This is a genomic window from Parachitinimonas caeni, assembly GCF_030129945.1.
GTDB classification, from domain to species: domain Bacteria; phylum Pseudomonadota; class Gammaproteobacteria; order Burkholderiales; family Chitinimonadaceae; genus Parachitinimonas; species Parachitinimonas caeni.
In genome coordinates this window covers 1-24,555 of the sequence record NZ_JARRAF010000022.1, presented here as the reverse complement: position 1 = coordinate 24,555, position 24,555 = coordinate 1, and the positions used below count along the sequence as shown (strand labels likewise).

Here is a 24,555-nt window from a genome sequence, read left to right as displayed (position 1 = left end):
ATGCCAGCTCGCAAGCGGCTTCATGCCCATGCAGACGGCTTCTGGCCGTGACCGCAGGTGGGTGTGATAATGCCGTTCACTTTGTCAAAACCACTATAGCCCATGACTATTTGCACGCTACTGGGCGGAATCTCCGCCGAACAATTTCTGGCTGAATACTGGCAGAAAAAGCCCCTTCTCATCCGACAAGCGGTCAAAGAGATCCGCCAGCCGCTTGACCTGGAGCAGCTATGCCGGCTTGCCTGCCGCGACGATGTTGAATCGCGTCTGGTTGAGTTCAATCACGGCCGCTGGAAGTTGGAGCACGGCCCATTCCGCCCTGCCCGCTTCAAACGCCTTGGCGAATCAGACTGGACGATTCTGGTGCAGAACGTGAACCATCATTTGCCACATATTGCCGAGCTGCTCTATCAACTCGACTTCATGCCCTTGGTCCGGCTGGATGATCTGATGGTGAGCTATGCCCCACCAGGCGGGACGGTCGGCCCTCATTTCGACTCCTATGATGTATTCCTGCTACAGGTTGGCGGTAAAAAGCGCTGGCAGATTTCATCGCAGACCAATATCGAGCTGGTGGAAGACGCCCCGCTGAAGATCCTCAAGCGCTTTGAGCCGGAACAGGAGTGGATTCTGGAAGAAGGCGACATGCTGTACCTGCCGCCACGCTTTGCACATCATGGCGTCGCACTTGAGCCGGGAATGACCTACTCCATCGGCTTTCGCGCCCCGACCGCACAGGAAATGGCGGTTGGCTTTCTTGACTATCTGCGGGACAAGATCCAGCTCGAAGGTATGTATGCCGACCCCGATCTGGTTGCCACCGCCGACCCCGCCGCTATTGAAGATACGTTTGTAGGCCGGATTGAAACCATGTTGCAGGGCATTCGCTGGGAACGTCGCGATGTCGAAGAATTCATCGGCCGTTATTTCACCGAGCCCAAGCAGCACGTTTTCTTCGAGGCGCCGGACGATCTGATGGATGAAGCTGACTTCGAGCAGGCCATCACCGAACACGGCGTGGTTCTCGATCTGAAAAGCCAGATCCTGCATCGTCAAGGCAAGTTCTATATCAATGGGGAGCCACTGGAGGCCGATGTGTCCTGCCACACCGAACTCAGGCAGCTTGCCAGTCAACGCCGTCTACCTGCCGGGGAGTTTGACCCCGCCTTGGTGGAGTCGCTGTTCTGCTGCTATGAATACGGTTATCTGCGGCCCGATTCAGATGATTGAGACGCCGTTCTGAAATCTGCCCGAATTCCTGTTGCAGCCGAGCGGCAAAGGGTGGGCGCCGTAACACGGGGCGCCTGGTGCGAGATTTTGAACAACCACCCGCCAGTGTGAGGGGTACGCTCAGCAAGATGGTTGGTTTTACGCCGCTGGATGACTATTCTGGATATCAGGTGGGCTCAATCTTCGGAACCCTGGCCCACCGTAACGATAGGTGACTATCCAACATGCCCACGCCAATTCTTGTGTGTGATGACTCGGCAATGGCCCGCAAAATGCTGATCAAGGCACTGCCTTCCAGCTGGAACGTCGAGATCACGCAGGCCGCCAATGGCCTGGAAGCCCTGGAAGCCTACAGGGCAGGTAAAGCTGAAGTCATGTTTCTGGATCTCACCATGCCCGAACTGGATGGCTATGGGGTTCTGGAAACCCTGCAGAAAGAAGGGCTCAACAGCTTTGTGATCGTGGTTTCCGCCGACATCCAGCCGCTTGCTCAGGAAAGGGTGAAGCAGCTGGGTGCCATTGCGTTTGTGAAAAAGCCGGTCAATCCGGCAGATGTTGAAGGTCTCCTGAGACAGTACGGGGTAGAACTATGAGCCAGACGCTCACGTCCGACCAGAAGGACGCGCTGCAGGAAGTCACCAATATTGCGATGGGGCAAGCGGCGTCCACGCTGGCCACCATCCTGTCCACCTTCGTCACCATCTCGGTGCCGCGCATCAATATCCCCGAAGTCAGTGAAATCGGCAGCGCCATCAGCAAAATGGTTGGCAACGGCAAAGAGGTCACAGCCGTACGCCAATCATTCGCCGGCCACCTGCGCGGGGAGGCGATCATCATCTATGGCCAGGAAGGCTGTCGCGATCTGGCTGATCTGATGGGGTACGACGAGGATATCGACCAGTCTGCCGAGCGCGAACTGTTGCTGGACATCGCCAATGTCCTGATCGGCGCCTGCCTCAATGGCATCGCCGACATCCTGCAAACCGGGCTGACCTTTGCACCCCCCAGCATCATGGCCGAACGGGTCATCATCAATTCGCTGATCGACCCAACCCAGCTCACCTGGAACAACGCCTTGCTGGTGGAAGTCAACTTCACGCTGGAAGCGCGGAATTTCTCCTGCCATCTGGTCACGCTGATGCCGGAAGACTCGATTGAGCGGCTCAAGCAGGCGATTGATACCTTCATGGAAAACTTCTGATGAGTGCCAGTCTGCGCGATTTCATCGTTGATGAGGTAGGCGTCGGCTTGTTTGCAGTGGATCGTCAGATGAATCTTCTGCTGTGGAACCGCTATATGGCCAACCACAGCGGGCGGACGGCCGATCAGGTGCTTGGCCACAACCTGTTCGAAGTTTTTCCCGAACTGCCGCGCAAGTGGCTCGAAAAGAAAATCCAGAGCGTTTTCATCCTCAAGAATTTCGCGTTCACCTCGTGGGAGCAGCGCCCCTGGCTGTTCCAGTTTGATCACAATCGGCCCATCACCGGCGGCATCGACTACATGCAGCAGAACTGCACCTTCATGCCGATGAAGGGCGAGAATGGCGAAGTCGAAACCGTATGCGTCGTATTGTTTGATGTCACGGACGCAGCCATCTACCAACGCATGCTCAAAGACGCGATGCGTCGTGTCGAGGAAGCCAGCAACCGCGACGGGCTCACAGGCATTTTCAATCGCCGTTACATCGAACATGCACTGACCACCGAGATCAAGCGCGTTAAGCGCTACGGCGGATCGCTGGCGCTGACCTTGTTTGATCTGGATCACTTCAAGAAGGTCAATGACACCTATGGCCATCTGGGGGGCGACGAGGTCCTTAAGGAAGTCAGCCAGCGTGTTGCCGCCAACCTGCGGGAAACCGACATTCTGGGCCGCTACGGCGGTGAAGAATTCATGATCATCATGCCGGCGACCGATCAGGAGCAGGCTTATCAGGTTGCCGAACGGCTAAGAGAGCTGGTTGCCGCCGAACCCGTGATCTTTGGTGAGATCAATATTCCAGCCACCACCAGCATGGGGCTGACATTGCAAGCAGACCATCACGAATCCGCTGCAGACCTCATACACGAAGCCGACCTTGCCCTGTATTACTCGAAGCGCAATGGTCGCAATCTGGTCACCTGCTACGATCCCGCCGTTCATAAAGAAATCTAAGCGCTGTTGATGTTTTGTTTCCGGTCGTGCCGAGCTGAGCGTTGCGGCATGGCGTGGCCGGAAACAAAACATCAATAGCGTCCAGCGACAGGCTAAAATACCGTATTACGCCCCTCAGGCATCACTCACCTGGCTGATGCGGCCTTGCATCAGCCTCAAACGGAATCCCATGAGCAAATCAAACAACCTGAGCTGCCCCTGCGGTAGCGGTATCGACTATCGCAAGTGCTGCGGCCCATATCATCACGGCGACGACGCCCCCGCCACCGCCGAAGCACTGATGCGCTCGCGTTACAGCGCCTACGCGATGAGAAAATCCGATTACCTGATGGCAACCTGGCATCCGGAAACCCGCCCGCAAGAGTTGGACCTAGAAGGCGATTCCGTAAAATGGGTCGGCCTGCTGGTCATCGCCACCGAAGCCGGACAGCCGGAAGATCGTACAGGCGTGGTTGAATTCATCGCCCGCTATAAAATCGGCGGGCGTGCCGCCAAACTGTCAGAAAGGAGCCGCTTTGAACGCATTGGCGGTCGTTGGCTCTATATCGACGGTGAAGTGAACGAATAGGTCCACTGAACGCTTCGCTGCCTGGACAGGAAACGAAGCCTTCATAGCGTCCAAGCCATCCCACAAAACAAGGAAAGCCCCCATGCCCACACTCAGTATCAGCACTGCGTTCGACTCCGGTGCCATCGAAGTCGTCAGCCTGGCCGACCACAAAGACATCCAGCTGAAAATCCGCCCCGACAACGCTTCGGAATTCGCCCAGTGGTTCCACTTCCGCCTGCAGGGCGCAGCCGGGCTACCCGTCACCGTGCGCATGCTCAATGCAGGTCAATCTGCCTACCCGGATGGCTGGAAGAACTACCGCATCGTCGCCAGCTACGATCGTCAGCATTGGTTCCGTCTGCCAGCGAGCTATGACGGCCAGGAACTGAAGTTCTCGACCACACCCATGGCGCAGAGCCTGTACTTTGCCTACTTCGAGCCCTACTCCCATGAACGCCACCTTGATCTGATCGGCTTTGCCACCGAGTCAGATCTGGTCGAAGTCGAGCATCTGGGCAATACCCTGGATGGGCGCGACATGACGGTATTGCACATCACCGGCCATGCCCAATCAGCTACCGCCAAACGTCACGTCTGGCTGATTGCCCGTCAGCATCCTGGCGAAACCATGGCCGAGTGGTTTGTGGAAGGCTTTCTGGAGCGGTTGCTGGACCAGGATGACCCGGTAAGCCGCGTTCTGCTTGATCGCTGCATCTTCCATGTCGTGCCGAATATGAACCCTGACGGCGCAGCGCGCGGCAATCTGCGTACCAACGCTGCCGGCGCCAACCTCAACCGGGAATGGCAAACCCCAACCCTGGCACGCTCGCCTGAAGTCTATCTGGTGCGCCAGAAGATGTTGGAAACCGGGGTAGACCTGTTTCTGGATGCCCACGGCGATGAAAACCTCCCCTACAACTTTGTAGCCGGCTGCGAGGGCAATCCCGGCTACAACACCCGTATCGAAGCACTCGAAGAAGCGTTCAAGACAGCCTGGTTGCAGGCCAGCCCCGACTTCCAGACCGCCCACGGTTACGAGCGCGATGCCCCTGGCACTGCCAACCTGACCCTGGCGACGAACTGGGTGGGGCAGCAATTCGATTGCCTGGCCTACACCATCGAGATGCCCTTCAAAGACAACGCCAACTTGCCTGATGAAGAATACGGCTGGAGCGGTGAGCGCTCGAAAAAATTGGGGGCGAGCGTGCTGCAACCAACGCTCAACGTACTCGACTCGCTGCGCTGAGATCACCTCATCTTGTGCGCAGTCTGAACATCACAGATTCAAGAGCGTTCATGGCGTGGGAAATACCGAAAGATTTTCCACCCAAAAAATACCCCGAAATAATCGGGGTATTTTTTTGACAAAGACACTGATTTTATTTGGTTTTTTTATTTCCAAAAAAATAGAAACTTCTAAACCCAACAGTAAACTCATCTGATTACTCCCAGTCAGTTACCCTTAAATTGCCGTGCAGTTCTTCATCCTGATTGCCGTACATATTGTCTGAAGGGAATAGACCGAATAGACTCATTCCTACAACACAAGCAGCCGACCATCAATTTATTTAACAGAAATGCGATTTCATTCGCATACACTTGTGTTGCAATCAAAACAAGGAGTAGTTCGTGGAAAAGAATAAAGAAACAACTTTTAAGTTCAGTCTGGATCAACGCGGCATGATCACCATTGAAGACCCCGCCCTGCTGGCCTTGGTTGCTGGCGCCACTGCCACAGTACGGGACGAGCAAGGTGACTCCATCGCAAATCCAGATGTCTATATTCAAGCGGATGCGGATGCGGACTACCACAATCGCGGTTGCGGCTCCAACTTCCGTTGCGAGCCCATCAAAAAGAAAAAATAAGCACCCCGGATGCGATCAGGCATCCAGCGCTCGCTGGTTTTGATCGCAAAGGGTAAATATATCGCTTTATTCGGGATGCAGGGGCAATCGGAGATATTGCCCCTCGCCCGTTTCATACAGGCTGCAATGGAATAATAAAATGGAAAACAGCATTTCAGACGGGGCGCTCATCGAAGCCATAAACCCAAAATCATTAAGCCTGATTATTCTCCCCACCGAGAAATGTAATTTCCGCTGCACCTATTGCTATGAAGATTTTCAAGTCGGCCGCATGTCGTCAGACAAGATCCTGGCAATAAAACGATTATTACAATCACGCATTGGCACACTTCGACAGCTCAAACTGGGCTGGTTTGGCGGCGAACCATTAGCCGCATCAGACATTGTGCTTGAGCTGAGTGAATTTGCACAAAACCTGTGCCAGGAGCATGGCGTAAAACTGCTTGCCGGGGATATCACCACCAATGGCTCTTTGCTTGACGAAGCGCTGCTGCGCAAGCTGGTGGCACTCAATCAGCGTATTTTCCAGATTTCGCTGGATGGCTGGCAGGCCGGCCATGACAACACACGCCGCCATGGATCAGGCGGCGGCACATTTGATAGCGTCTGGTCCACGTTATTAATGATGCGTCAAACCGATCTGAATTTCGCGACGACCATTCGTATTCATTTAACAGATATTAATATCGAATCAGTCAAACAATTGGCACATGCCATTGTTAAAGAATTTTCTGCCGATAAACGGTTTGATGTATTTCTCAAGCCCATTGAAAATCTGGGCGGCCCGAATGCCGCACATATCAGCACTTTGTCTAAATCTGATCGAATGACAGCTCTGGCTGAAATCGAAAGAATTCTTGAACCGATCCAGCATATTGATGCAGTAAGCTCACATGCAAATGGCTATATCTGCTATGCCTCAAAACCGAATAATCTGGTAATTCGCGCCAATGGGCAGATTGCCAAATGCACGGTTGCCTTTGATGATCCGAAAAACCATATCGGCACCTTGCAGGATGACGGCACGCTATCCCTGAACAACCAGAAACTCAGTTATTGGTTTAGAGGGCTTGCCGATAGAGACGAGGATATTCTTTCCTGCCCGGTTTATACACATCCACACGAAAAACAGGAAGATCAACGTAAAGTGATCGCTCTTACCCCAATCTAAATGCCCGGCAATAAAAAACCAGACTGCTTCTTGCAGTCTGGTTTTTGGGGGGCTCAAATATTCCTATTTACTGCACTTGCGCTGTTCGGCTTCCAGTGCCGATGTCACGAAGCTCACAAATTGTGAGCCAGGGTATTTCTTGAGGAAGAATTGATATAACTGGGCAGCAGCCTTGGGCTGTTTGGCTTCGGCCGCCCGGTTGGCCGCCTCCAGTAAGCCTTTCTGCGCACGCAGTTCGTCGTTGGCAACCACGCCTGCCGCATGCAAACACCAAGCCGCCTCGACAAAGCCATTCTGGGCCAGAAATACCCGCCCCATATTGTCGAGCACGGCTGTATCGAGTTTCAGTTTGGCCCGGTCAGCCCAGACTGAACGCATTACCGCCATCGCCATGGGTGCCAGACCATGCGCCAAAGTATTGGCAACCGCGGGTGCTGCGGCGTCAATCAGTCTATCGGTTTGCCCAGCCTTACTCAGCAACAGACACAATTCGACTCCAAGATACGGATCGCGGGGTGATTGCCTTAACCCCGCCTCGGCGTCTTGAATCGCCTGCGTCAGCGCATCCCCTGTCAGCCCCGCCGCTTTACCCTGCATGGCTTCCAGGGTTGGCTTGGGAGGTGCCGGAGGAGCCGGCGGCACATCGGGTCGCAACAGGGCCGAGGGCTCGCCGTACTGAGTTGGAACCGCCAACCGGGAAAACCCATCTGAACTCAGCTCGGTGACGGAATGCTGGTCCATCTGGTCCAGATCGACCACCCGCCCACCATAGACAAACACCCCTGTCAGCCGCCCCAACAGAATGGGCGACAAGGCCAGTGGCAACATCGACATGAAGCCCATCACCATCACACCAAAGGTCGTGGAAGCCCGGAAGCTGGCCGCTATAACCAGCATCGCCGGCGCCAGGTAGATGACGTACGCAACGCCAATCGCGCCAAACAGGGTGCAGCACAAGGCCAGAAAGTCCTGCCGGCGTTCCGTCAGTGGCTCCAGCCAGGCTTCGAGTTTGAAGATGTCAGGAAAGCTTTCGGCGCGCGTTGCAACAATACAGGTCAGCAACGGCATCACCACCATCACGATAACCGTCAGCGCGTACACCACTGAGACAATGCTGGCGACACTGGTCATCATCCCCAGCGCGCCCAGCGCATCATCGACGGGCGTCAGGTTTTGCTCGCCAGGAATAAACGAGTCGGTTGTCTTGGCAGACGACGGTGCCGGGTCGTCATCCAGCGACACCGATCCGGCAGACCGTGCCAGCAACCGGAACAACCCAAACAGCGGCGCAGCCCACATCAGCGTAGCCACCGTAAAACGCAGCACAAACGCTCGCGTTTCACCGGACTGCACCTTGTCTGAAAACATGCCTTCTTCCGTGGCCCCCCGGCTGGAGGACACGGCAAAGCGCCCAAGCGTGGCGGTATACAGGCCGAAAAACAGAAGGAACGTAAAGAGCTCCGCCACGGTCGGTGCCTTGCGAAAAATCATCGAAAACACCCACGCTACCAGTCCGCCCGAGCCATAGAGCATCAGCACCGGGATTGCCGTAAAGAAGATCAGCGGGTGGACGAACCCCGCCGCCACCTCGCCTGCCGCCCCCCTGAAAACCGTCACCTCACGCATGGACTTCCCCTTGGTTTCTTGATGTGAAAGGCAGCGCCTGCCATCTCGTTGGCGGCAAGACGTGTTAGCGCGCCGCGCAAGCCTTACCCCCTGCGCTGGCAGCCCCCACTGAGTGGCCCGCCCAGGCTCTGTTGACGTTTTGATTCCGGAAATAATGTGTCAATAGCGCCTAAAATCCAGACTAGCAGCTGGTATCACAACTACCATGCCGTTTGGTTGATCGCCGTCGCAAAACGGTGCAAATGTCTCCAGCAGCCGACAGTCGGCCGTCGGGATCCGGGGCGAGGGGGTAATTTTTGTTATCATATTTACTGATTCCTACTGATCTTTCCCCAATGCTCGCAGTCGATTTACACAGCCATTCCAATATCTCGGACGGCATTCTGGCTCCCCGAGATGTGGTTGCCCGAGCCGCAGAGCGCGGTTGCCGACTGTTTGCCCTGACCGATCACGACGATGTACGTGGTCTGGCCGAGGCGGCCGCCGAAGCTGCCTCACGCGGTATGCAATTCGTTAATGGCGTCGAAATTTCCGTGTCCTGGTGCAAGCACACCCTGCACATCGTCGGGCTGGGCATCGATCCCGCCAACCCTCAGTTACAGGAAGGCTTGCGCAGTGTGCGCTCTGGCCGTGAGGAGCGCGCCGGCCGCATGGCCCAAGCGCTGAGCGCCGCCGGCATCGAAGGCACACTCGAAGGTGCGCGCCGGTATGCCGACAACCCCGAAATGATTGGCCGTGCCCACTTCGCCCGCTATCTGGTCGAACGCGGCATTGCCAAGGATATGCGCAGCGTTTTCAAGAAGTATCTGGCCAAAGGCAAGCCGGGCTATGTGCCGCACGAATGGGCCAGCCTGCAGGACGCCGTCAGCTGGATCAAAGCGGCTGGCGGCGTAGCCGTCATCGCCCATCCCGGTCGCTACGAATTCGGCAAGGGCACCATGCTGGACCTGATCGCCGAATTCAAGGCGCTTGGCGGTGAAGCCATTGAAGTGGTGTCTGGCAGCCACGGTGTTGACGATACCGCCCGCGCTGCCCGTTATGCCCGTGAACACGGACTCAAAGCCTCGGCCGGGTCGGACTACCACGCTACCGGCGAAGGCGCACGCGAACCCGGCATTCTGCCCGCACTGCCCAATGGCTGCGAACCCGTCTGGTCGGCCTGGCTCGATACCGACGCCTGAGCCGTCCCTCCCTCCCCTATTCTCGATTTTGGCAACCCAATGGCCCAGTTTTTTTCAATACACCCTGAAAACCCCCAAGTACGACTGATTCGCAATGCGGTGGACATCATCCGCAAAGGCGGACTTATCGTTTACCCGACAGATTCGTGTTACGCCATCGGCTGCCACCTTGGTGACAAAGACGCCGTTGAGCGTATTCGCCGTATTCGTGGCGTGGATGACAAGCACCACTTCACTCTGGTCTGCCGTGATCTATCCGAGCTGGCCACCTACGCCAGGGTCGATAATCAACAATATCGCTACCTGAAAGCTGCCACGCCCGGCAGCTATACCTTTCTGCTGCAGGCCACCAAGGAAGTCCCGCGCCGGTTGCAACACCCCAAGCGCAGCACCATCGGCCTGCGCGTGCCCGATCACCCGATCGTCAGCGCCCTGATCGAAGAGCTGGGCGAACCTTTGCTGTCTTCCACCTTGTTGCTGCCGGGAGATGAGCTGCCCCTGACCGATGCCTGGGAAATCCGTGAACGGCTTGAACATGATGTCGAGCTGGTCCTGGACGCCGGCTCGTGCGGGATTGAGCCGACCACCGTCATCGACCTGACCAGCGGCGCTCCCGAACTGGTTCGACAGGGTCGCGGCTCCATCACCCCGTTCGGGCTGGAGTGAGTGATGGGCGAATTTGACCTGGTTCAACAAATTCTGCTGGCGATTTTGCCGGTGTTGTTAGCATTGACATTACATGAGGCATCCCGTGCCTATGTAGCGAACCATCTTGGAGACAATACCCCTGAAATAGTTAATCGAATCAGCCTGAATCCCTTGCGACATATTGATTTGATCGGGACTGTTCTGGTGCCGCTATTGACAATGATCACAGGTTTCGTATTCGGCTGGGGCAAGCCTGTTCCAATTGATCCCAGCAAATTTCACAACCCCAAGCGGGATATGCTTTGGGTGGCATCAGCAGGCTTGGGAGCAAATCTGATAATGCTGCTAGTGTGGGCAATACTCTTGAAGCTGGGGTACTCAATGCCAGTTACCAACGACTATCGCACACCACTTCTCGGGATGTGCGGGGCCGGAATACAAATTAATACTGTCATGCTGGTGTTCAATCTTTTACCCATTCCACCCCTACCTGGAGCGCAAATTGCGATTAGCCTGTTGCCCCCCAGCTTGGCACAACCCCTTCAACGTCTCGAACCCTGGGGCATGTTCATCATCCTCGGGTTGATGCTGACCCATGTTCTCGACGCCATCCTGCGGCCGCTGATCAAACTCGTTTACACCCTGGTGGCCATGCTCATTTAAGTCGCCAAGCCACACCCTGCTGAGGAGAAGACCCGCACCATGTTTCCCGATCGCGTTCTGTCTGGAATGCGTCCGACCGGGGCCCTGCACCTGGGCCACCATCACGGCGCCTTGAAGAACTGGGTTCGACTGCAAAATGAAGTGGAGTGCCTGTTTTTTGTTGCAGACTGGCACGCCCTGACCACCTCTTACGATGAGGTGAGTCGAATCGAAAAGAACACCTGGGACATGGTGATCGACTGGCTGGCTGCGGGGGTAGACCCGGCACAGGCCACCCTCTTCATCCAGTCACGCGTACCGGAGCATGCCGAATTGACGCTGCTGCTGGGGATGATCACCCCGCTGGGCTGGCTGGAACGGGTACCTACCTACAAAGACCAGATCGAAAAGCTCAGCCAGAAAGACCTCGGCATGTATGGCTTTCTTGGCTACCCGCTCATGCAGGCTGCCGACATCCTGATCTATCGGGCCAATCGCGTTCCCGTCGGTGAAGATCAGGTGTCTCACCTTGAGCTGACCCGAGAAATTGCCCGCCGCTTCAACCACATCTATGGTCGGGAACCCGGTTTCGAGGAAAAAGCCGAAGCCGCCATTCGCCGCATGGGCACCAAAAAGGGGCGACTGTATGAAGAGTTCCGCACCCGTTATCTGCAGGAAGGTGATGAAGCGGCGCTGGAGTCGGCACGTGCGCTGCTGGCCGAGATGCAAAACATCAGCCTTGGTGATCGCGAACGTCTGTTCGGCTACCTCGAAGGCAAAGGCAAAGTCATTTTGCCCGAACCACAACCGCTGCTGACCGAATGTGCCCGCCTGCCGGGGCTGGACGGCACCAAGATGTCAAAATCCCTGGGTAATACCATCGCGCTGCGCGAAACCCCTGACAATATCAGCAAAAAGATCCGGGCCATGCCCACCGACCCGGCCCGCATCCGTCGCACCGACCCCGGCGAACCGGATCGCTGCCCGGTCTGGCAGTTTCACCAGCTCTACTCCGACGACAACACCCGGCAATGGGCCCAGCAAGGTTGCCGGAATGCCAGCATCGGCTGCCTCGATTGCAAGCAGCCGGTGATTGACGGCATCGTCGCCGAGCAGGCGCCCATGCTCGAACGTGCGCAGCCGTATCTGGACGATCCCGCTCTGGTGCGCAATATCGTTGAAGACGGTTGCGAACGCGCCCATCGCCTGGCCTGCGAAACCATGCGTGATGTACGGGATGCGATGGGCCTGGGCTATAGCTAGGTTCTGTTGGCACTCTCGAACTGAACAGACCAAGAGCCGCTAACGCGCTACTCACACCGCGATATTGACGACGCTCCCCGCCGTCGCCCCGGCCTGCGGCTGATTGATGTTCAGCGGTGTGCGCACCTGAGATTCGGGGGTGCCAGCGACTTCAGCCCGCTGCAGGCGGTCCTGCTGTTCACGCTGGTAAGCGCGAATCGCTTCGAAAGTCTCGCTGGAGTTGGAGCAATCACTGCAACGGCCAACTGTCATGGCATACCTCCTGGCTTCGTCAAGGATGAATGGCAACAGACGGGGACCGACCTCCACCTGATTACGGGTATCCGGCCACCCAAACCTGTTACGCACATCCGTTTGGTCGTCGCAGCCAGACAGATCTGACATGAGATCTTGCCTGCGTCTGATCCGCCACTCAGGATTCGCTGGCACAGGGCCTGGAGACATCACCGCCCCCCATCAACCGGGCCCGAGCTCGCCACCCTGTAAAAAAGGTTCTACCCTTCAGGCGAGCTGGAAGCCCGTACAATCAGGATGAGTAAATGGATCCCATCGTATTTGCCGCGCTTGCCAAATGGCCCAATGTTCCCGCCGTCTATGGCTGGTTGCGCCTCAACCGCCGAGGGGAATGGCTGATTCGCGACGAAATGGTCAGCCATTCAGCCTTGCGAGATTTCATTGCCCGCAACTGCAGCCATGATGAAGCAGGTCGCTGGTTTTTCCAGAATGGCCCTCAGCGGGTTTACCTCACCCTGGATGCCACACCGCAGATCTGGCGCTATCAAAGCGGGGGGTTTTCCTGTCTGGCTGGTCATCATCACGAGCTGGTCGAACAGGTTGTTCTGGATGAAGAAGGCAACTGCTACGCCATTATTGACGGCATTTGTGGCCTGATTGATGACCGCGACCTCGCCGACTTTGCCAACGGTTTCTCTCTGGGCGCCCAACGCTGCACAGATGCCGATCTGGAACAGGAACTCGACCGGTTTGACCGGGATTGCCGCCTGAACTGGCGCGGCAGCCCGGTGATCAAGCTCCTGCAAACGCAAATTCCAGGCTATTTCGGCTTTCAATGCCATCCATCAGCCGAATGAACGAGCCGCGTCATGAAAAATCTAGCAAGCATGTGCTAGGCTCTGTTGACGTTTTGTTTCCGGTCGCGCCGGGCCGAGTTTTGGGGCAGAGCGAGGCAGGGTGAGCGTAGTTTAGCGAGCTAAATAAGCGAACCCTAACGATGCCATGCCCCAAAAATCGACCCGGCCCGGAGGGTTTCGCCGGATTTGGGCCTGCTGCGGCGTTAAAAATCGCTTGCTTAGCCCACTAAGCAGCGCGCTTTTTGCCTTGTATCAGGCCCAAATCCGACGAAACGCGATCCGGAAATAAAATGTCAACAGAGCCTAGGCTCTGCATGCCTGAGAACCCGCTCAAGTGTTGCTGCAGGCGGCGGTCAGCCAGGCTGGCCTTGCGCCTGCAGCAAAGCCCCTTGGCCACCGCGGCCCGGCATCGCACACGTATGGCGGGGTTTTCAAGCCAGTTTCCAGTCCACGTAACGAGATAACAACGAGAGGATGACATGATGGATAGACGGCAATTTCTGAAATGGGGTGGCTTTGTCACCGTAACCGCAGCCACCGGCAACCTGATGGGTTGCAGCAGCTCGGACAGCAGCAGCACCAGCACCATTCCCGGCACCGACATCACCGCACCCGCCACCCCGGCAGCCACAGGTTCCGGCTGGAAATTTCCGCAAAGTATCGCGTCAGGCGACCCTCGCCCTGACAGCATCCTGCTGTGGACGCGTGTGGTACCCGCCAGCGCTGACGATGTACTGACCGCCAGCACCGATACCAATGTCTCGATTCGCCTGATCGTCAGTGACGCCGATCACAGCAGCAAGCTTGGCTCGAACAGCGCCATTGACGGCAATCTGGTCGTCGATACCACGGTGCCGGCCTATGCCATGTACGACAACACCGTGCGTAGCAAGATCACCAACCTGGCAGCGGGCAAGGTGTATTTCTACCAGTTCATCGCGGGTGATGTCCGTTCCAGGGTCGGCCGCTTCAAGACAGCGCCAGCAAAAGACGCCGACGTTTCGCAGCTGAAGTTTGCGTTCATGACCTGTCAGGACTGGTCGATCAACCATTGGGGTGCTTTCAGCCATCTGGTTGCCAACGAAAAGGATCTCGACTTCTTCGTCCATCTGGGCGATTACATCTACGAGACCGTTGGCGAGGCGTTCCAGAAGGGAGCCGTCGAAGCCGCACACGGCCCGCTGAGCCTGCCGCAGGGCGCATTCAAGCCCAACTCCAATGTCCGCTACGCGGATGCTCTGGTCGATTACCGCTACCTCTACAAAAAGTACCGCAGTGATACCCGTCTGCAAGCCGTTCACGAGCGTTATGCCGTGATTGCCATCTGGGACGATCACGAGTTCTCGGACGACGCCTGGCGCGACACCCACACTTACGACAACGGCACCTTTAACGCCACCGTTGGCGGCGACAACACCCACCAACCCCAGCGCCGCCGCAACGCCAACCGCGCCTGGTATGAATACATGCCGGCCGATATCTGGTTCAGCGCGGGCGAGACCTATGGCGTCGAGAACATCAAGATTTATCGCGAGCTGCAGTTCGGCAAGCTGATGCACCTCATCATGACCGATGAACGGCTCTATCGCGCCGATCACATGATCCCCGAAGCCGCGACCAACCCGGCCACCGGTCAGGCTATCGGCGCTATCGGTGCCCGTTACATGGCGCCGGAAACCACGCTGTATGGCGCAGAACAGCAGAAGATTGCCCTGACCACACGCATCGGCACCAGCGACCCCTTGCTGCTGGTATCCATGCTTGGCCAAAGCCAGCGTCAATGGTGGATGGACACCATGAAGTCCAGCCCCGCCACCTGGAAAATCTGGGGCAACGAAGTATCGCTGCTACGCATGGGCATCAATGGCACAGACGCCATCGCCACCCTGATCGCACTGGGCTCGATCAGCACACTCGCCACCGGCATTGGCAATGCTGCCGCCAGCACCGGCCATGTTCCAACGGCGGCAGCGCTGGTTGCCGGCACCACTGCAGGCGTTCCGCAAGCCAATGCAGCAGCCGTCGCCAAAGCGCTGGCTACCGCTTATGCCGCCGGGGCCAACAGCGTGCAGACGCTGGTAGCCGCGACCGCCAGCAGTGGCCTGCCCACCTCGGTACTGGGTCTGATGGCACAAACCTTCCTTGCCGCCATGCAGGTCGCAGCAGGCGACAGCACGGCGCAGGCCACGGCCGGCGCGCAAGTGATTGCCTTTGGCTACATCAAGGCCGATATCATGGCCAATCAGGCCAAATCGACCTTCATCACCAATAGTGGCAAGGCCGCCGCGCTGACCCCGTTCTTCCAGAAATTCCTGCTCAATGCCGACCAGTGGGATGGCTACAACGCTGAACGCAAAGCCTTGATGGCCCACCTCAAGGACAACGGGATCAAGAACGTGGTGGCCATCACAGGGGACATCCACTCCTTCTTTGCCGGTACCGTCAATGATGACTACCAGGCCAGCAATGGTGGCACCCCGGTCATGGTGGATCTGGTCACTGCCGGCATCAGCTCCGATTCCTTTTTCACCTACCTGCAGGAAGCCGTGGGCGCGCTGTCGGCCGATCTGGCCACGCTCGTCTACTACCCGCTGACGATCCCGGTAACCGGCTTGGGTACCATCAAGCTCAATGTCGATCTGCTGGACTACTCGCTGGGCCGGGCCGCTCCCAATGCGGCCGCGCTTGGCGAGCAGATCCGCGTTCAGCTGCGGGGCGCACTGGCGGCAGCCGGTCTGCCGGAAGCTCAGCTTGATGCCACCGTGGCCGCTGTGCTGGCGGGTCTCACCAGCTCGTCATCCTTCGGCAGCCTGGTTGGCCTGGCACAGCAGCTGGCGTCCCTCAACAGCAATCCTTGGCTCAAGTACGTCGAAACCGACGCACAGGGCTACTCAGTCATCACGCTGACACCCGGCAACCTCAGCTGCCAGTTCCGCCGCGTCAACAAACTGGTTGGTACCAACGCACCGGCCAATGTGGTTGCCAGCGTCAAAACCGCTACCGTGACCCGCGATGTCGTGGACGTGAAGATCAGCTGATCATCCCCAACGCACTAACGGATCACCCCTTCAGCAGGCCGGACTCCCCGGCCTGCTTTTTTTTTGCGCATAGGCCTGCAACCGCCGCACAACAGACCTCCCAACCGCTTCCGCCGAAAACCTGCGTGATAAACTGCGGGCTTCGCAGACGGTCCAGGCTCTGTTGACCGCTCATTTCGCAACCCGCCGCGTTTGATCATTCATGACCACCCACACACCTATCCGCTACCGCATTGCAGTCACCTCGCCTGAGGCCCATCAGTTCGAAATTCATTGCCATGTTGCCGACCCGGATGCCGCAGGCCAGTGCTTTACCCTGCCGGTCTGGATTCCTGGCAGCTATCTGGTGCGGGAATTCGCCCGCAACATTGTCAGCATCCGGGCCGAGAGCGCGGGCCAGGTCGTAGCCCTGACCAAGCTCGACAAGCAACGCTGGCAGGCTGCGCCCGTAAAGGGCGAGCTGACGCTGATCTACACCGTGTACGCCTTCGATCTGTCGGTGCGCAGCGCATACCTCGATAGCCAACGTGGCTTCTTCAATGGCACCAGCGTTTTCCTGGCGGTGGAAGGCAAGACCGATCGCCCGTGTGAAGTCGAGATGGTTGGCCCGAGCGCGGCCCGCTACGCCAACTGGAAAGTGGCAACCAGCCTGCCGGAAGCCGGTGCCGCCCGTTATGGTTTTGGCACCTACCGCGCCAAGGACTACGACGACCTCACCGACCATCCCGTCGAGCTTGGCGACTTCACTCTGGCAACCTTCGAAGCCTGCGGAGTACCGCACGATATCGTATTCGCCGGGCGCCACAATGCCGACATGGATCGTCTGTGCACCGATTTCAAAAAGATCTGCGAATACCAGATCCGCCTGTTTGGCGAGCCCGCCCCATTCGATCGCTATGTGTTCATGACGGTGGTTCTGGGTGATGGTTACGGCGGCCTGGAACACCGCGCCTCCACCGCCCTCGTCTGCTCGCGAGATAGCCTGCCAGCCGCAGGCGAAACCGACATCAAGACCAACTACCGGCAGTTTCTGGGCCTGGTCAGCCATGAGTATTTCCACAGCTGGAACGTCAAGCGCATCAAACCCGCCAGCTATGCGCCCTACAACCTCTCGCAAGAAAACTACACCCGTCTGCTGTGGGCATTCGAAGGGCTGACCTCGTACTACGACGATCTGACGCTGGTCCGCACCGGCCTGATCGACGCCGCCAGCTATCTGGAGCTGTTGTCGCAGACCATCACCGGCGTGCTGCGCACCCCCGGCCGACTGGTTCAGAATCTTGAAGACTCCAGCTTCGATACCTGGATCAAGTACTACCGTCAGGACGAAAACAGCCCAAACAGCGGCGTCAGCTACTACACCAAGGGTGCGATGGTCGGCCTCGCACTCGACTTGACCATCCGCCAGAAAACGCAGGGCGCAAAGTCACTCGACGATGTCATGCAACTACTGTGGCAACGCTACGGCCGTGATTTCTACGAAGGTGGCGGCAAGGGGGTGGGTGAAACCGAATGGGAGACTGTGGCTGAAGAGGCCACGGGTCTTGATCTGAAGGGCTTCTTCAATCATGCCTTGCGCAGCACCGAAGATCTGCCCCTGCCCGAGCTATTGGCCAGCGCCGGCGTGAAATGGCAGCTGCGGGCGCCGCAGTCCGGCACAGACCGAGGCGGCTGGCTCGACAAGCCAAAGGCTGGTGGTGTCACTATCGGCGCCAAGCTGGGCTCTGATAGCGGCCTGGTCAAACTGACCCACATCTTCAATGGCGGGCCTGCCGAGGAGGCGGGATTGGCTGCCAATGACGTTCTGGTTGCGATTGACGGCCTCAAAGCCAGCCAGGCCAATCTGGATGCGGCACTGGCCAAAGCCAAGGTGGGCGACAAGCTCGACATCCTGGCTTTCCGGCGCGATGAACTGATCGCCACCCGACTGACCTTGCAAGTCAGCACCGACAACACCGTCGGCCTGGCCTGCGATGACAGTGATGCCGACAAGATCGCCAGACGCCGCGCCTGGATCGGTGTCTAGACTCTGTTGACGTAACGGCGGGGTTCATCTACGTACTCAGTAGACGAACCCCCTGCCCCTTCACTATCGTTCGGATAGCTAAAGCCGGGGATCTGCCGAAAGGGGCTACTTTCTCCCAATTCTTCTGCACCAGACGCTGTAGTCGATCTCTGTACTCGATGGCTTGTCAGCCTTTGTTTGAAAATCAGTCCAGACAAAGCATTCGAGACCATCCCATCCATTGAACCCCTGTCCGCAAATTCCACGAAAATCCGTCAAGGCCATGGCATTTCGACGATCGCCCCTGATTGATCCAGTGACTTCTCACTGGCGCACCTTGCACCGACAGCAGCTAAGCCAGTGGCCCCTCGATCAACAAGCCCGATCAGCCAGATCGCTGAAAATCAAAATCCAGCTCAGGTTTGCGGCCGCTGATGATGTCGGCGATGGCCTTGGCAGAGCCACAGCCCTCAGTCCAGCCCAGCGTGCCATGCCCGGTATTGAGGTACAGATTGCGATAGCGGGTTCCGCCAATCATCGGCACATTCGACGGCGTCGAGGGCCGCAGTCCGGTCCAGTACTGCACGCTATGGCGATCCCCGGCATTCGGGAACAGTTCGAAGGTGCGACGTAGCAGCGCCTCGCAGCGCAGCATGTTGAGGTCGGTGTTGTAGCCGTTAAGCTCGGCCGTGCCAGCGATGCGCAGCCGGTTACCCAGGCGGGTGAAGACCATTTTCACCGAATCATCGGTAATGCTGACGTGGGGTGCACCGTCAAATCCCTCGGTATCGATCGTCGCGGAATACCCCTTGGTCGGGTAGATCGGCAGATACAAGCCTAACGGCCGCACCAGCAAGGGACTGTAGCTACCCAGGCAGACCAGATAGGCATCCGCCCGCAAGGTGGAATCCCGGCCTTCGCAATCGCGAATGCGCACTCCGGTTACGGCATCAGCTGCGTGTTCCACGCCGAGAATCATGGTGTTGTAGCGGAAATTCACTCCGCGCTGTGCCGCCAGATCGGCCAGACCCTGCGTAAACAATCTGGCGTCACCCGATTCATCATCCGGCGCAAAGGTCGCGCCGGCCAGTCTATCCTTGATGTAGCGCAACGCCGGCTCGATCTGGACCGCTTCTTCGGTGTTCAAGGTGCGGCGTTCACAACCCAGCTCGCGCATGAGCTTTGAGGTCGCCGCCGCATCATCCAGGCTGGCCTGATCAAAGTAGATCTGCAAAATGCCACGGGTTTCGCAGTCGTAGGCGATCCCGGTTTCGTCACGCAATTCGCGTAGCGCGTCGCGGCTATACAGGCCCAAGCGCACCATCTGTGCAATGTTGTGCCGCATATTGGTGGGCAGACATTCCCAGAGAAAGCCCGCCCCCCACTGCCACTGACGCACGTCCAGCCGGGGACGGAACAGCAGTGGCGAATCGCCACGCCATAGCCACTTGGCCACTTTAAAGGGCGCTTCCGGCCCGGCCCAGGGCTCGGACTGGCTGACCGACACCTGGCCGCCATTGGCAAAACTGGTTTCAAGTGCTGCCTGTGGCTGGCGGTCTACTACAGTCACTTCATGCCCGGCCCGGGCTAAATACCAGGCCGAGGTAACGCCAGTAATGCCGGCGCCTAGAATCAGAACCTTCATGGGTTCTCCCATTGTTGTCGTTGTTTGCTGTTTTTAAATGCAGGCTTGCAATAGTTAGGCTCTGTTGCCTCACCTATTCGGTCGCGCCGGCTCGGATTTTAAGGGGAGCCAAGACGCAAGGCCCGCAGCATGGCCACTCTATGCAAGCGCTCTGTCACGCAACGCCAAGCCGCTTTCCGGCAAAGTGCGATCCGGAAATAAAATGTCAACAGCGCTTGGCGAACACCCATCTCATCTATATTGCAGACAGGCTTCACAAAAAGATGAAAACCGACTTACCCGCTCATCGTTACGACAAAATCCTGTGACAGTGTGCACCTGCCAGGCCTAAGCGGCCCAGGCCCCGGCAACACATTTTTACAGGCACGGCTTGCGCGCCGCCGTAAACTGCCGCGTAATGCTCGCCCGGCGCTGCGCACTTTTCAGCCATGACCCCCTTGGGTTTTGAAGGGATCCATGCAAGGCTGGCTTACACAAGCGGTTTGCGCGGCTGCAAAACTAGGCTAAATAATAGGAGAAATCCCGCCAACCCACACGCAGGCAGCGCATGCCTGCTTGTGTAGCGTAGAAGTGGGAACAGACTGTGGAGCATCCATGCCCTTAACTTTGCGTCGTGCAGTCATCGCGGCGATTCTTGTGGGATTGCTGATTCCTGCCATATTCAGTGGCTACAGCACACTCAAGCGGCGAGAAGCTGCTTTGCAGGAAGGTCTGCTCAAAGATCGTACCCGCATCACCCAGATTCTGGTTCTGGGGATGCAAGAACCCTTATGGAACCTCTCCCCCGATACCGGCAAGCCACTGCTGGATTCGGTGATGAGCGACGAGCGCATCGTCCGCGTCATCATTCAGGATGCCACCCTTGGCACCTTTCTTGAACACAACAAGCCAGATCGCCGCAAAGGCCGCCTGCTGCAGGAATCCCAGAGCGTCACCAAGCAGGGCAACGTCATCGGCAAGGTGACGGTCGAGATGGACGATGGCAAGCTCACCGAGACCATCCACGATGACCAGAACTACTACCTGGCCACCGTCGGCATCCAGCTGGTACTTAGCCTTGCCCTGATCATGGCCCTGATCCACAACCGGGTGCTGACGCCGGTGAAACGCCTGATGTCAGAATCCATCCGCCTCGCCAGCCGCGACCTCTCCACACCTTTCGAATGGAAGCGACAGGATGAGTTGGGCAAGCTTGGCCAGAGTCTCGAAATCACCCGCCAGTCCCTGCACAGCCTGTTCTCCGAACTCGAAGCCAAGAACCGCGAGCTGCAGGCCGATATTTCGCAGCGAAAGCAGATCGAGCAAGCGCTACGCGCTTCTGAAGACCGCTACCGGCGTCTGGTTGAATCGACCAATGTCGTCCCCTGGGAGGCCAACCCGGCAGAATGGCGTTTCACCTATGTCGGCCCGCAGGCAGAAGCCCTGCTCGGATTTCCGCTGCACATCTGGTACAGCGAAGGCTTTCTGACCAGCTATCTGCATCAGGATGACCGCCACCTGGCCTACAAGCTGTTCTCCGAAACGCAGGACCGCGAGAACTACATCGAGTTTGAATGCCGCATGCTCGACTCCAACAACAAAGTCGTATGGGTGCTGCTCGTCGCCACTGCCGTGCCCGACGAGCATGGTGAGCGCCACCTGCAGGGTTATCTGATCGACATCAGCGCCCGCAAGGCTACCGAAATCGAACTCAACCACTACCGCAATCACCTCGAAGAATTGGTCGAGCAGCGCACCAAGGCGCTCGCGGCTGCCAATCGTGAACTGGAAGCTTTTTCCTACTCGGTCTCGCACGATCTGCGGGCGCCACTACGCTCGGTTGATGGTTTCAGCCAGGTGCTGCTGGAAGACTACACCGACAAGCTGGACGACATCGGCAAGCAATATCTGCAGCGAATCCGCCGGGCCACGCAAAATATGTCGAACCTGATCGACGATCTGCTCAACCTCTCCAAACTCACCCGCAGCGAGGTCAATACCCAGTCGGTCAATCTGACGGATATCGCACAGGAAATTGCCCACGACCTGCAAAATGCCGAACCGGACCGGCAGGTCAATCTGGTGATCATGCCCAATCTGGTTGCCGATGCCGACCCCAAGCTGATCCGCGTCGTCTTGCAGAATCTGTTGTCAAATGCCTGGAAATTCACCGGCAAATCCGAGCAGCCTGAAGTCAAGTTCGGCGTCACCAATATTGATGGTCAGAATGCCTTCTATGTGGCCGATAACGGTGCCGGCTTCGACATGGCCTACGCTGACAAGCTGTTCGGAGCCTTCCAGCGTCTGCATACCCAGCAGGAATTCGAAGGCAACGGCGTGGGGCTAGCCATCGTCCAGCGCATTATCGCCCGTCACAACGGTCGGGTCTGGGCCAAGGCCGCCATCGGCCAGGGCGCCACCTTCTACTTCACCCTGCCACGCAAACGTTAAAACCTGCGCTTCAGCATGCTTCCAGACCTGTTTTCCGGCGCGCTGACCGAATGGTCAGCCGCCGGTGCCAGCATCATCCTGCTGGCCGCCTATCACGCCCTGCTGCTACGAGCGACACGCCTGCGTCCCCATACCACCCTGATGGGCCTGTCACGCCTGGCGCGCCAGGCGTGGCTCAGCAGCATCATCCGTCGTCGCAATCAGGAGATCCTGGCTGTCCAGACCTTGCGCAACTCAACGATGGCCGCAACCTTCTTTGCCTCGACTGCCGTTCTGTTCATCATCGGCCTGCTCAATCTTGCCACCCAGGCGGACACCAACCCCATCCTGCAAACCTCGTTTCATGCCTCCAGCCCGGCACTTTGGCAGGCCAAGGTCGTCATTCTGGTGCTCGATTTCTTCGCGGCATTTTTCAGCTTCACCAGCGCCATTCGCCTCTACAACCACCTCGGCTATATGGTCGGCGGCGAGTCAGCCTATGGTGACATCGAACATCTGGTGAAAGATGCTGACATCCTCATGCTGCGGGCTGGCCAGTATTACAGCTCGGGCATGCGGCTCTACTACTACTGCATTCCGTTGGTATTCTGGCTATTCAGCCCCTATCTGATGCTGCTCGCCACCACGCTGCTGGTGGTGGTTTTGTACCGTGTCGATTGGGTACTGCCTCCCGGCGGCGGCGGAGAGTGAACAAACGTTCTCCAAATCGTTTTTTTGTGCCATAATTCCCCTTACTCAAACACAACCCGGATGACCCGCATGGACGACAACAAGAGCAAGGCGCTCGCTGCTGCGCTGGCGCAAATCGAAAAGCAATTCGGCAAGGGCTCGATCATGAAAATGGGCGATGCCCAGATCGAAAACGACCTGCAGGTCGTATCCACCGGCTCGCTCGGCCTTGATCTTGCACTGGGCGTAGGTGGCCTGCCACGCGGCCGTGTCGTTGAAATCTATGGCCCGGAATCCTCCGGCAAAACCACACTCTGCCTGCAGGCAGTCGCCGAGATGCAAAAGCTGGGCGGCGTTGCGGCCTATATCGATGCTGAAAACGCGCTGGACCCCGTCTACGCGCAGAAGCTGGGCGTAAAGGTAGGCGATATGCTCATCTCCCAGCCTGATACGGGTGAGCAGGCGCTCGAAATCGCCGACATGCTGGTACGCTCAGGCGGTGTAGACGTCATCGTCATCGACTCTGTCGCCGCACTGGTTCCCAAGGCCGAAATCGAAGGCGAGATGGGCGACCAACTACCCGGCCTGCAAGCCCGCCTGATGTCGCAGGCACTGCGCAAACTGACCGCCAACATCAAGCGCACCAATACGCTGGTGATCTTCATCAACCAGATCCGCATGAAGATCGGCGTGATGTTCGGCAACCCCGAAACCACCACCGGTGGCAATGCCCTCAAGTTCTACGCCTCGGTCCGACTCGACATCCGCCGCACCGGCGCGATCAAGAAGGGCGAAGAAGTCATCGGCAACGAAACCCGCGTCAAGGTTGTCAAGAACAAGGTTTCACCGCCGTTCCGCGAAGCCAACTTCGATATCCTCTACGGCCTCGGCATCAGCCGTGAAGGGGAAATCGTCGAGCTTGGCGTCAACAACAAGATCGTCGAGAAGTCCGGCGCCTGGTACTCCTACAACGGCAGCAAGATCGGTCAAGGTAAAGACAATGCCCGCGACTACCTGCGCGACAACCCGGAAATTGCCCGCGAGATTGAAGCCAAAGTACGCGCAGCCGTGGGTGTCTCAATGCCCTTGCCTGCCAGCCAGGAAGCAGACGACGAAGTCCCAGATGATCTGTAATGCGCTAGGCTCTGTTGACATTTTATTTCCGGATCGCGTTTCGTCGGATTTGGGCCTGATGCAAGGCGAAAAGCGCGCCGCTTAGTGGGCTAAGCAAGCGATTTTTAACGCAGCAGCGGGCTCAAATCCGGCGAAACCCTCCGGGCCGGGTCGAGTTTTTGGGGGGGGGGGGGGGGGGGGGGGGGGGGTTTGGGGGTCAAAACAACCGCCCC

At 57.7% G+C, this 24,555-nt stretch carries 21 protein-coding genes; 18 read left to right on the top strand and 3 right to left on the bottom strand.

The window, feature by feature from the left end:
* The first annotated feature begins 102 nt into the window (after positions 1 to 102).
* From PZA18_RS16490 to PZA18_RS16455, 8 genes are all read left to right on the top strand, one after another.
* Positions 103 to 1,230 carry a cupin domain-containing protein gene (locus tag PZA18_RS16490; RefSeq protein WP_284101967.1) on the top strand — a complete coding sequence of 376 codons (1,128 nt, stop codon included), beginning with the start codon at positions 103 to 105 and terminating at the stop codon, positions 1,228 to 1,230.
* A 224-nt stretch (positions 1,231 to 1,454) separates the two neighbouring features.
* Complete coding sequence (locus tag PZA18_RS16485) at positions 1,455 to 1,823, top strand: response regulator (protein ID WP_284101966.1); 369 nt, start codon at positions 1,455 to 1,457, stop codon at positions 1,821 to 1,823.
* Positions 1,820 to 2,431, top strand: coding sequence for a chemotaxis protein CheC (locus PZA18_RS16480; protein WP_284101965.1), 612 nt, complete (start codon positions 1,820 to 1,822; stop codon positions 2,429 to 2,431). The genes PZA18_RS16485 and PZA18_RS16480 overlap by 4 nt, the downstream gene beginning before the upstream one ends.
* On the top strand, positions 2,431 to 3,384 hold the full coding sequence (locus tag PZA18_RS16475; protein WP_284101964.1) for a sensor domain-containing diguanylate cyclase: 954 nt from the start codon (positions 2,431 to 2,433) through the stop codon (positions 3,382 to 3,384). Before PZA18_RS16480 ends, PZA18_RS16475 begins: the two co-directional genes overlap by 1 nt.
* A gap of 169 nt (positions 3,385 to 3,553) precedes the next feature.
* Entirely contained in the window at positions 3,554 to 3,952 is a 399-nt protein-coding gene (locus PZA18_RS16470) for a YchJ family protein (RefSeq protein ID WP_284101963.1), read from the top strand.
* A gap of 82 nt (positions 3,953 to 4,034) precedes the next feature.
* On the top strand, positions 4,035 to 5,180 hold the full coding sequence (locus PZA18_RS16465) for a M14 family metallopeptidase (RefSeq protein WP_284101962.1): 1,146 nt from the start codon (positions 4,035 to 4,037) through the stop codon (positions 5,178 to 5,180).
* A gap of 383 nt (positions 5,181 to 5,563) precedes the next feature.
* The gene (locus tag PZA18_RS16460; protein WP_284101961.1) at positions 5,564 to 5,800 is read left to right on the top strand and encodes a hypothetical protein; all 237 of its coding nucleotides are present in this window, start codon (positions 5,564 to 5,566) and stop codon (positions 5,798 to 5,800) included.
* Between the two features lie 139 nt (positions 5,801 to 5,939).
* Positions 5,940 to 6,971, top strand: a complete 1,032-nt coding sequence (locus PZA18_RS16455; RefSeq protein WP_284101960.1) for a radical SAM protein — start codon at positions 5,940 to 5,942, stop codon at positions 6,969 to 6,971.
* 63 nt (positions 6,972 to 7,034) lie between these two features.
* On the opposite strand, the gene PZA18_RS16450 is transcribed toward PZA18_RS16455, so the two are convergent.
* Positions 7,035 to 8,597, bottom strand: coding sequence for a tetratricopeptide repeat protein (locus PZA18_RS16450; RefSeq protein WP_284101959.1), 1,563 nt, complete (start codon positions 8,595 to 8,597; stop codon positions 7,035 to 7,037).
* A 335-nt stretch (positions 8,598 to 8,932) separates the two neighbouring features.
* On the opposite strand from PZA18_RS16450, the gene PZA18_RS16445 reads away from it, so the two are divergent.
* The 4 genes from PZA18_RS16445 to PZA18_RS16430 are packed head-to-tail and all read left to right on the top strand — an operon-like array spanning position 8,933 to position 12,331.
* A complete protein-coding gene (locus tag PZA18_RS16445) occupies positions 8,933 to 9,778 on the top strand; it encodes a 3',5'-nucleoside bisphosphate phosphatase (protein WP_284101958.1) in 846 nt (281 codons plus the stop codon).
* A 39-nt stretch (positions 9,779 to 9,817) separates the two neighbouring features.
* Positions 9,818 to 10,444 (top strand): L-threonylcarbamoyladenylate synthase, encoded by a 627-nt coding sequence (locus PZA18_RS16440; RefSeq protein WP_284101957.1) that lies wholly within the window; start codon positions 9,818 to 9,820, stop codon positions 10,442 to 10,444.
* Between the two features lie 3 nt (positions 10,445 to 10,447).
* Positions 10,448 to 11,089: a site-2 protease family protein gene (locus tag PZA18_RS16435; protein ID WP_284101956.1), complete on the top strand. Its 642-nt coding sequence runs from the start codon at positions 10,448 to 10,450 to the stop codon at positions 11,087 to 11,089.
* Positions 11,090 to 11,128: 39 nt separating this feature from the next.
* Positions 11,129 to 12,331, top strand: a complete 1,203-nt coding sequence (locus PZA18_RS16430) for a tryptophan--tRNA ligase (RefSeq protein WP_284101955.1) — start codon at positions 11,129 to 11,131, stop codon at positions 12,329 to 12,331.
* A 51-nt stretch (positions 12,332 to 12,382) separates the two neighbouring features.
* On the opposite strand, the gene PZA18_RS16425 is transcribed toward PZA18_RS16430, so the two are convergent.
* Entirely contained in the window at positions 12,383 to 12,583 is a 201-nt protein-coding gene (locus PZA18_RS16425) for a hypothetical protein (RefSeq protein WP_284101954.1), read from the bottom strand.
* Positions 12,584 to 12,870: 287 nt separating this feature from the next.
* Here PZA18_RS16425 and PZA18_RS16420 point away from each other — a divergent pair, with 287 nt between their 5' ends.
* The 3 genes from PZA18_RS16420 to PZA18_RS16410 all read left to right on the top strand — a co-directional run bounded on the left by PZA18_RS16420 (position 12,871) and on the right by PZA18_RS16410 (position 18,486).
* A complete protein-coding gene (locus PZA18_RS16420; RefSeq protein WP_284101953.1) occupies positions 12,871 to 13,422 on the top strand; it encodes a DUF2946 family protein in 552 nt (183 codons plus the stop codon).
* A 479-nt stretch (positions 13,423 to 13,901) separates the two neighbouring features.
* A complete protein-coding gene (locus tag PZA18_RS16415) occupies positions 13,902 to 16,460 on the top strand; it encodes an alkaline phosphatase D family protein (protein WP_308447406.1) in 2,559 nt (852 codons plus the stop codon).
* Between the two features lie 202 nt (positions 16,461 to 16,662).
* Positions 16,663 to 18,486, top strand: a complete 1,824-nt coding sequence (locus tag PZA18_RS16410) for a M61 family metallopeptidase (protein ID WP_284101952.1) — start codon at positions 16,663 to 16,665, stop codon at positions 18,484 to 18,486.
* A 364-nt stretch (positions 18,487 to 18,850) separates the two neighbouring features.
* Here PZA18_RS16410 and PZA18_RS16405 read toward each other — a convergent pair whose 3' ends face one another.
* The gene (locus PZA18_RS16405) at positions 18,851 to 20,110 is read right to left on the bottom strand and encodes a D-amino acid dehydrogenase (RefSeq protein ID WP_284101951.1); all 1,260 of its coding nucleotides are present in this window, start codon (positions 20,108 to 20,110) and stop codon (positions 18,851 to 18,853) included.
* A gap of 594 nt (positions 20,111 to 20,704) precedes the next feature.
* Here PZA18_RS16405 and PZA18_RS16400 point away from each other — a divergent pair.
* From PZA18_RS16400 to recA, 3 genes are all read left to right on the top strand, one after another.
* Positions 20,705 to 22,540 (top strand): ATP-binding protein, encoded by a 1,836-nt coding sequence (locus tag PZA18_RS16400; RefSeq protein WP_284101950.1) that lies wholly within the window; start codon positions 20,705 to 20,707, stop codon positions 22,538 to 22,540.
* Between the two features lie 15 nt (positions 22,541 to 22,555).
* Positions 22,556 to 23,230 (top strand): DUF599 domain-containing protein, encoded by a 675-nt coding sequence (locus PZA18_RS16395; RefSeq protein WP_284101949.1) that lies wholly within the window; start codon positions 22,556 to 22,558, stop codon positions 23,228 to 23,230.
* A gap of 69 nt (positions 23,231 to 23,299) precedes the next feature.
* Complete coding sequence (recA, locus tag PZA18_RS16390; protein ID WP_284101948.1) at positions 23,300 to 24,343, top strand: recombinase RecA; 1,044 nt, start codon at positions 23,300 to 23,302, stop codon at positions 24,341 to 24,343.
* The last annotated feature ends 212 nt before the right edge of the window (positions 24,344 to 24,555 follow it).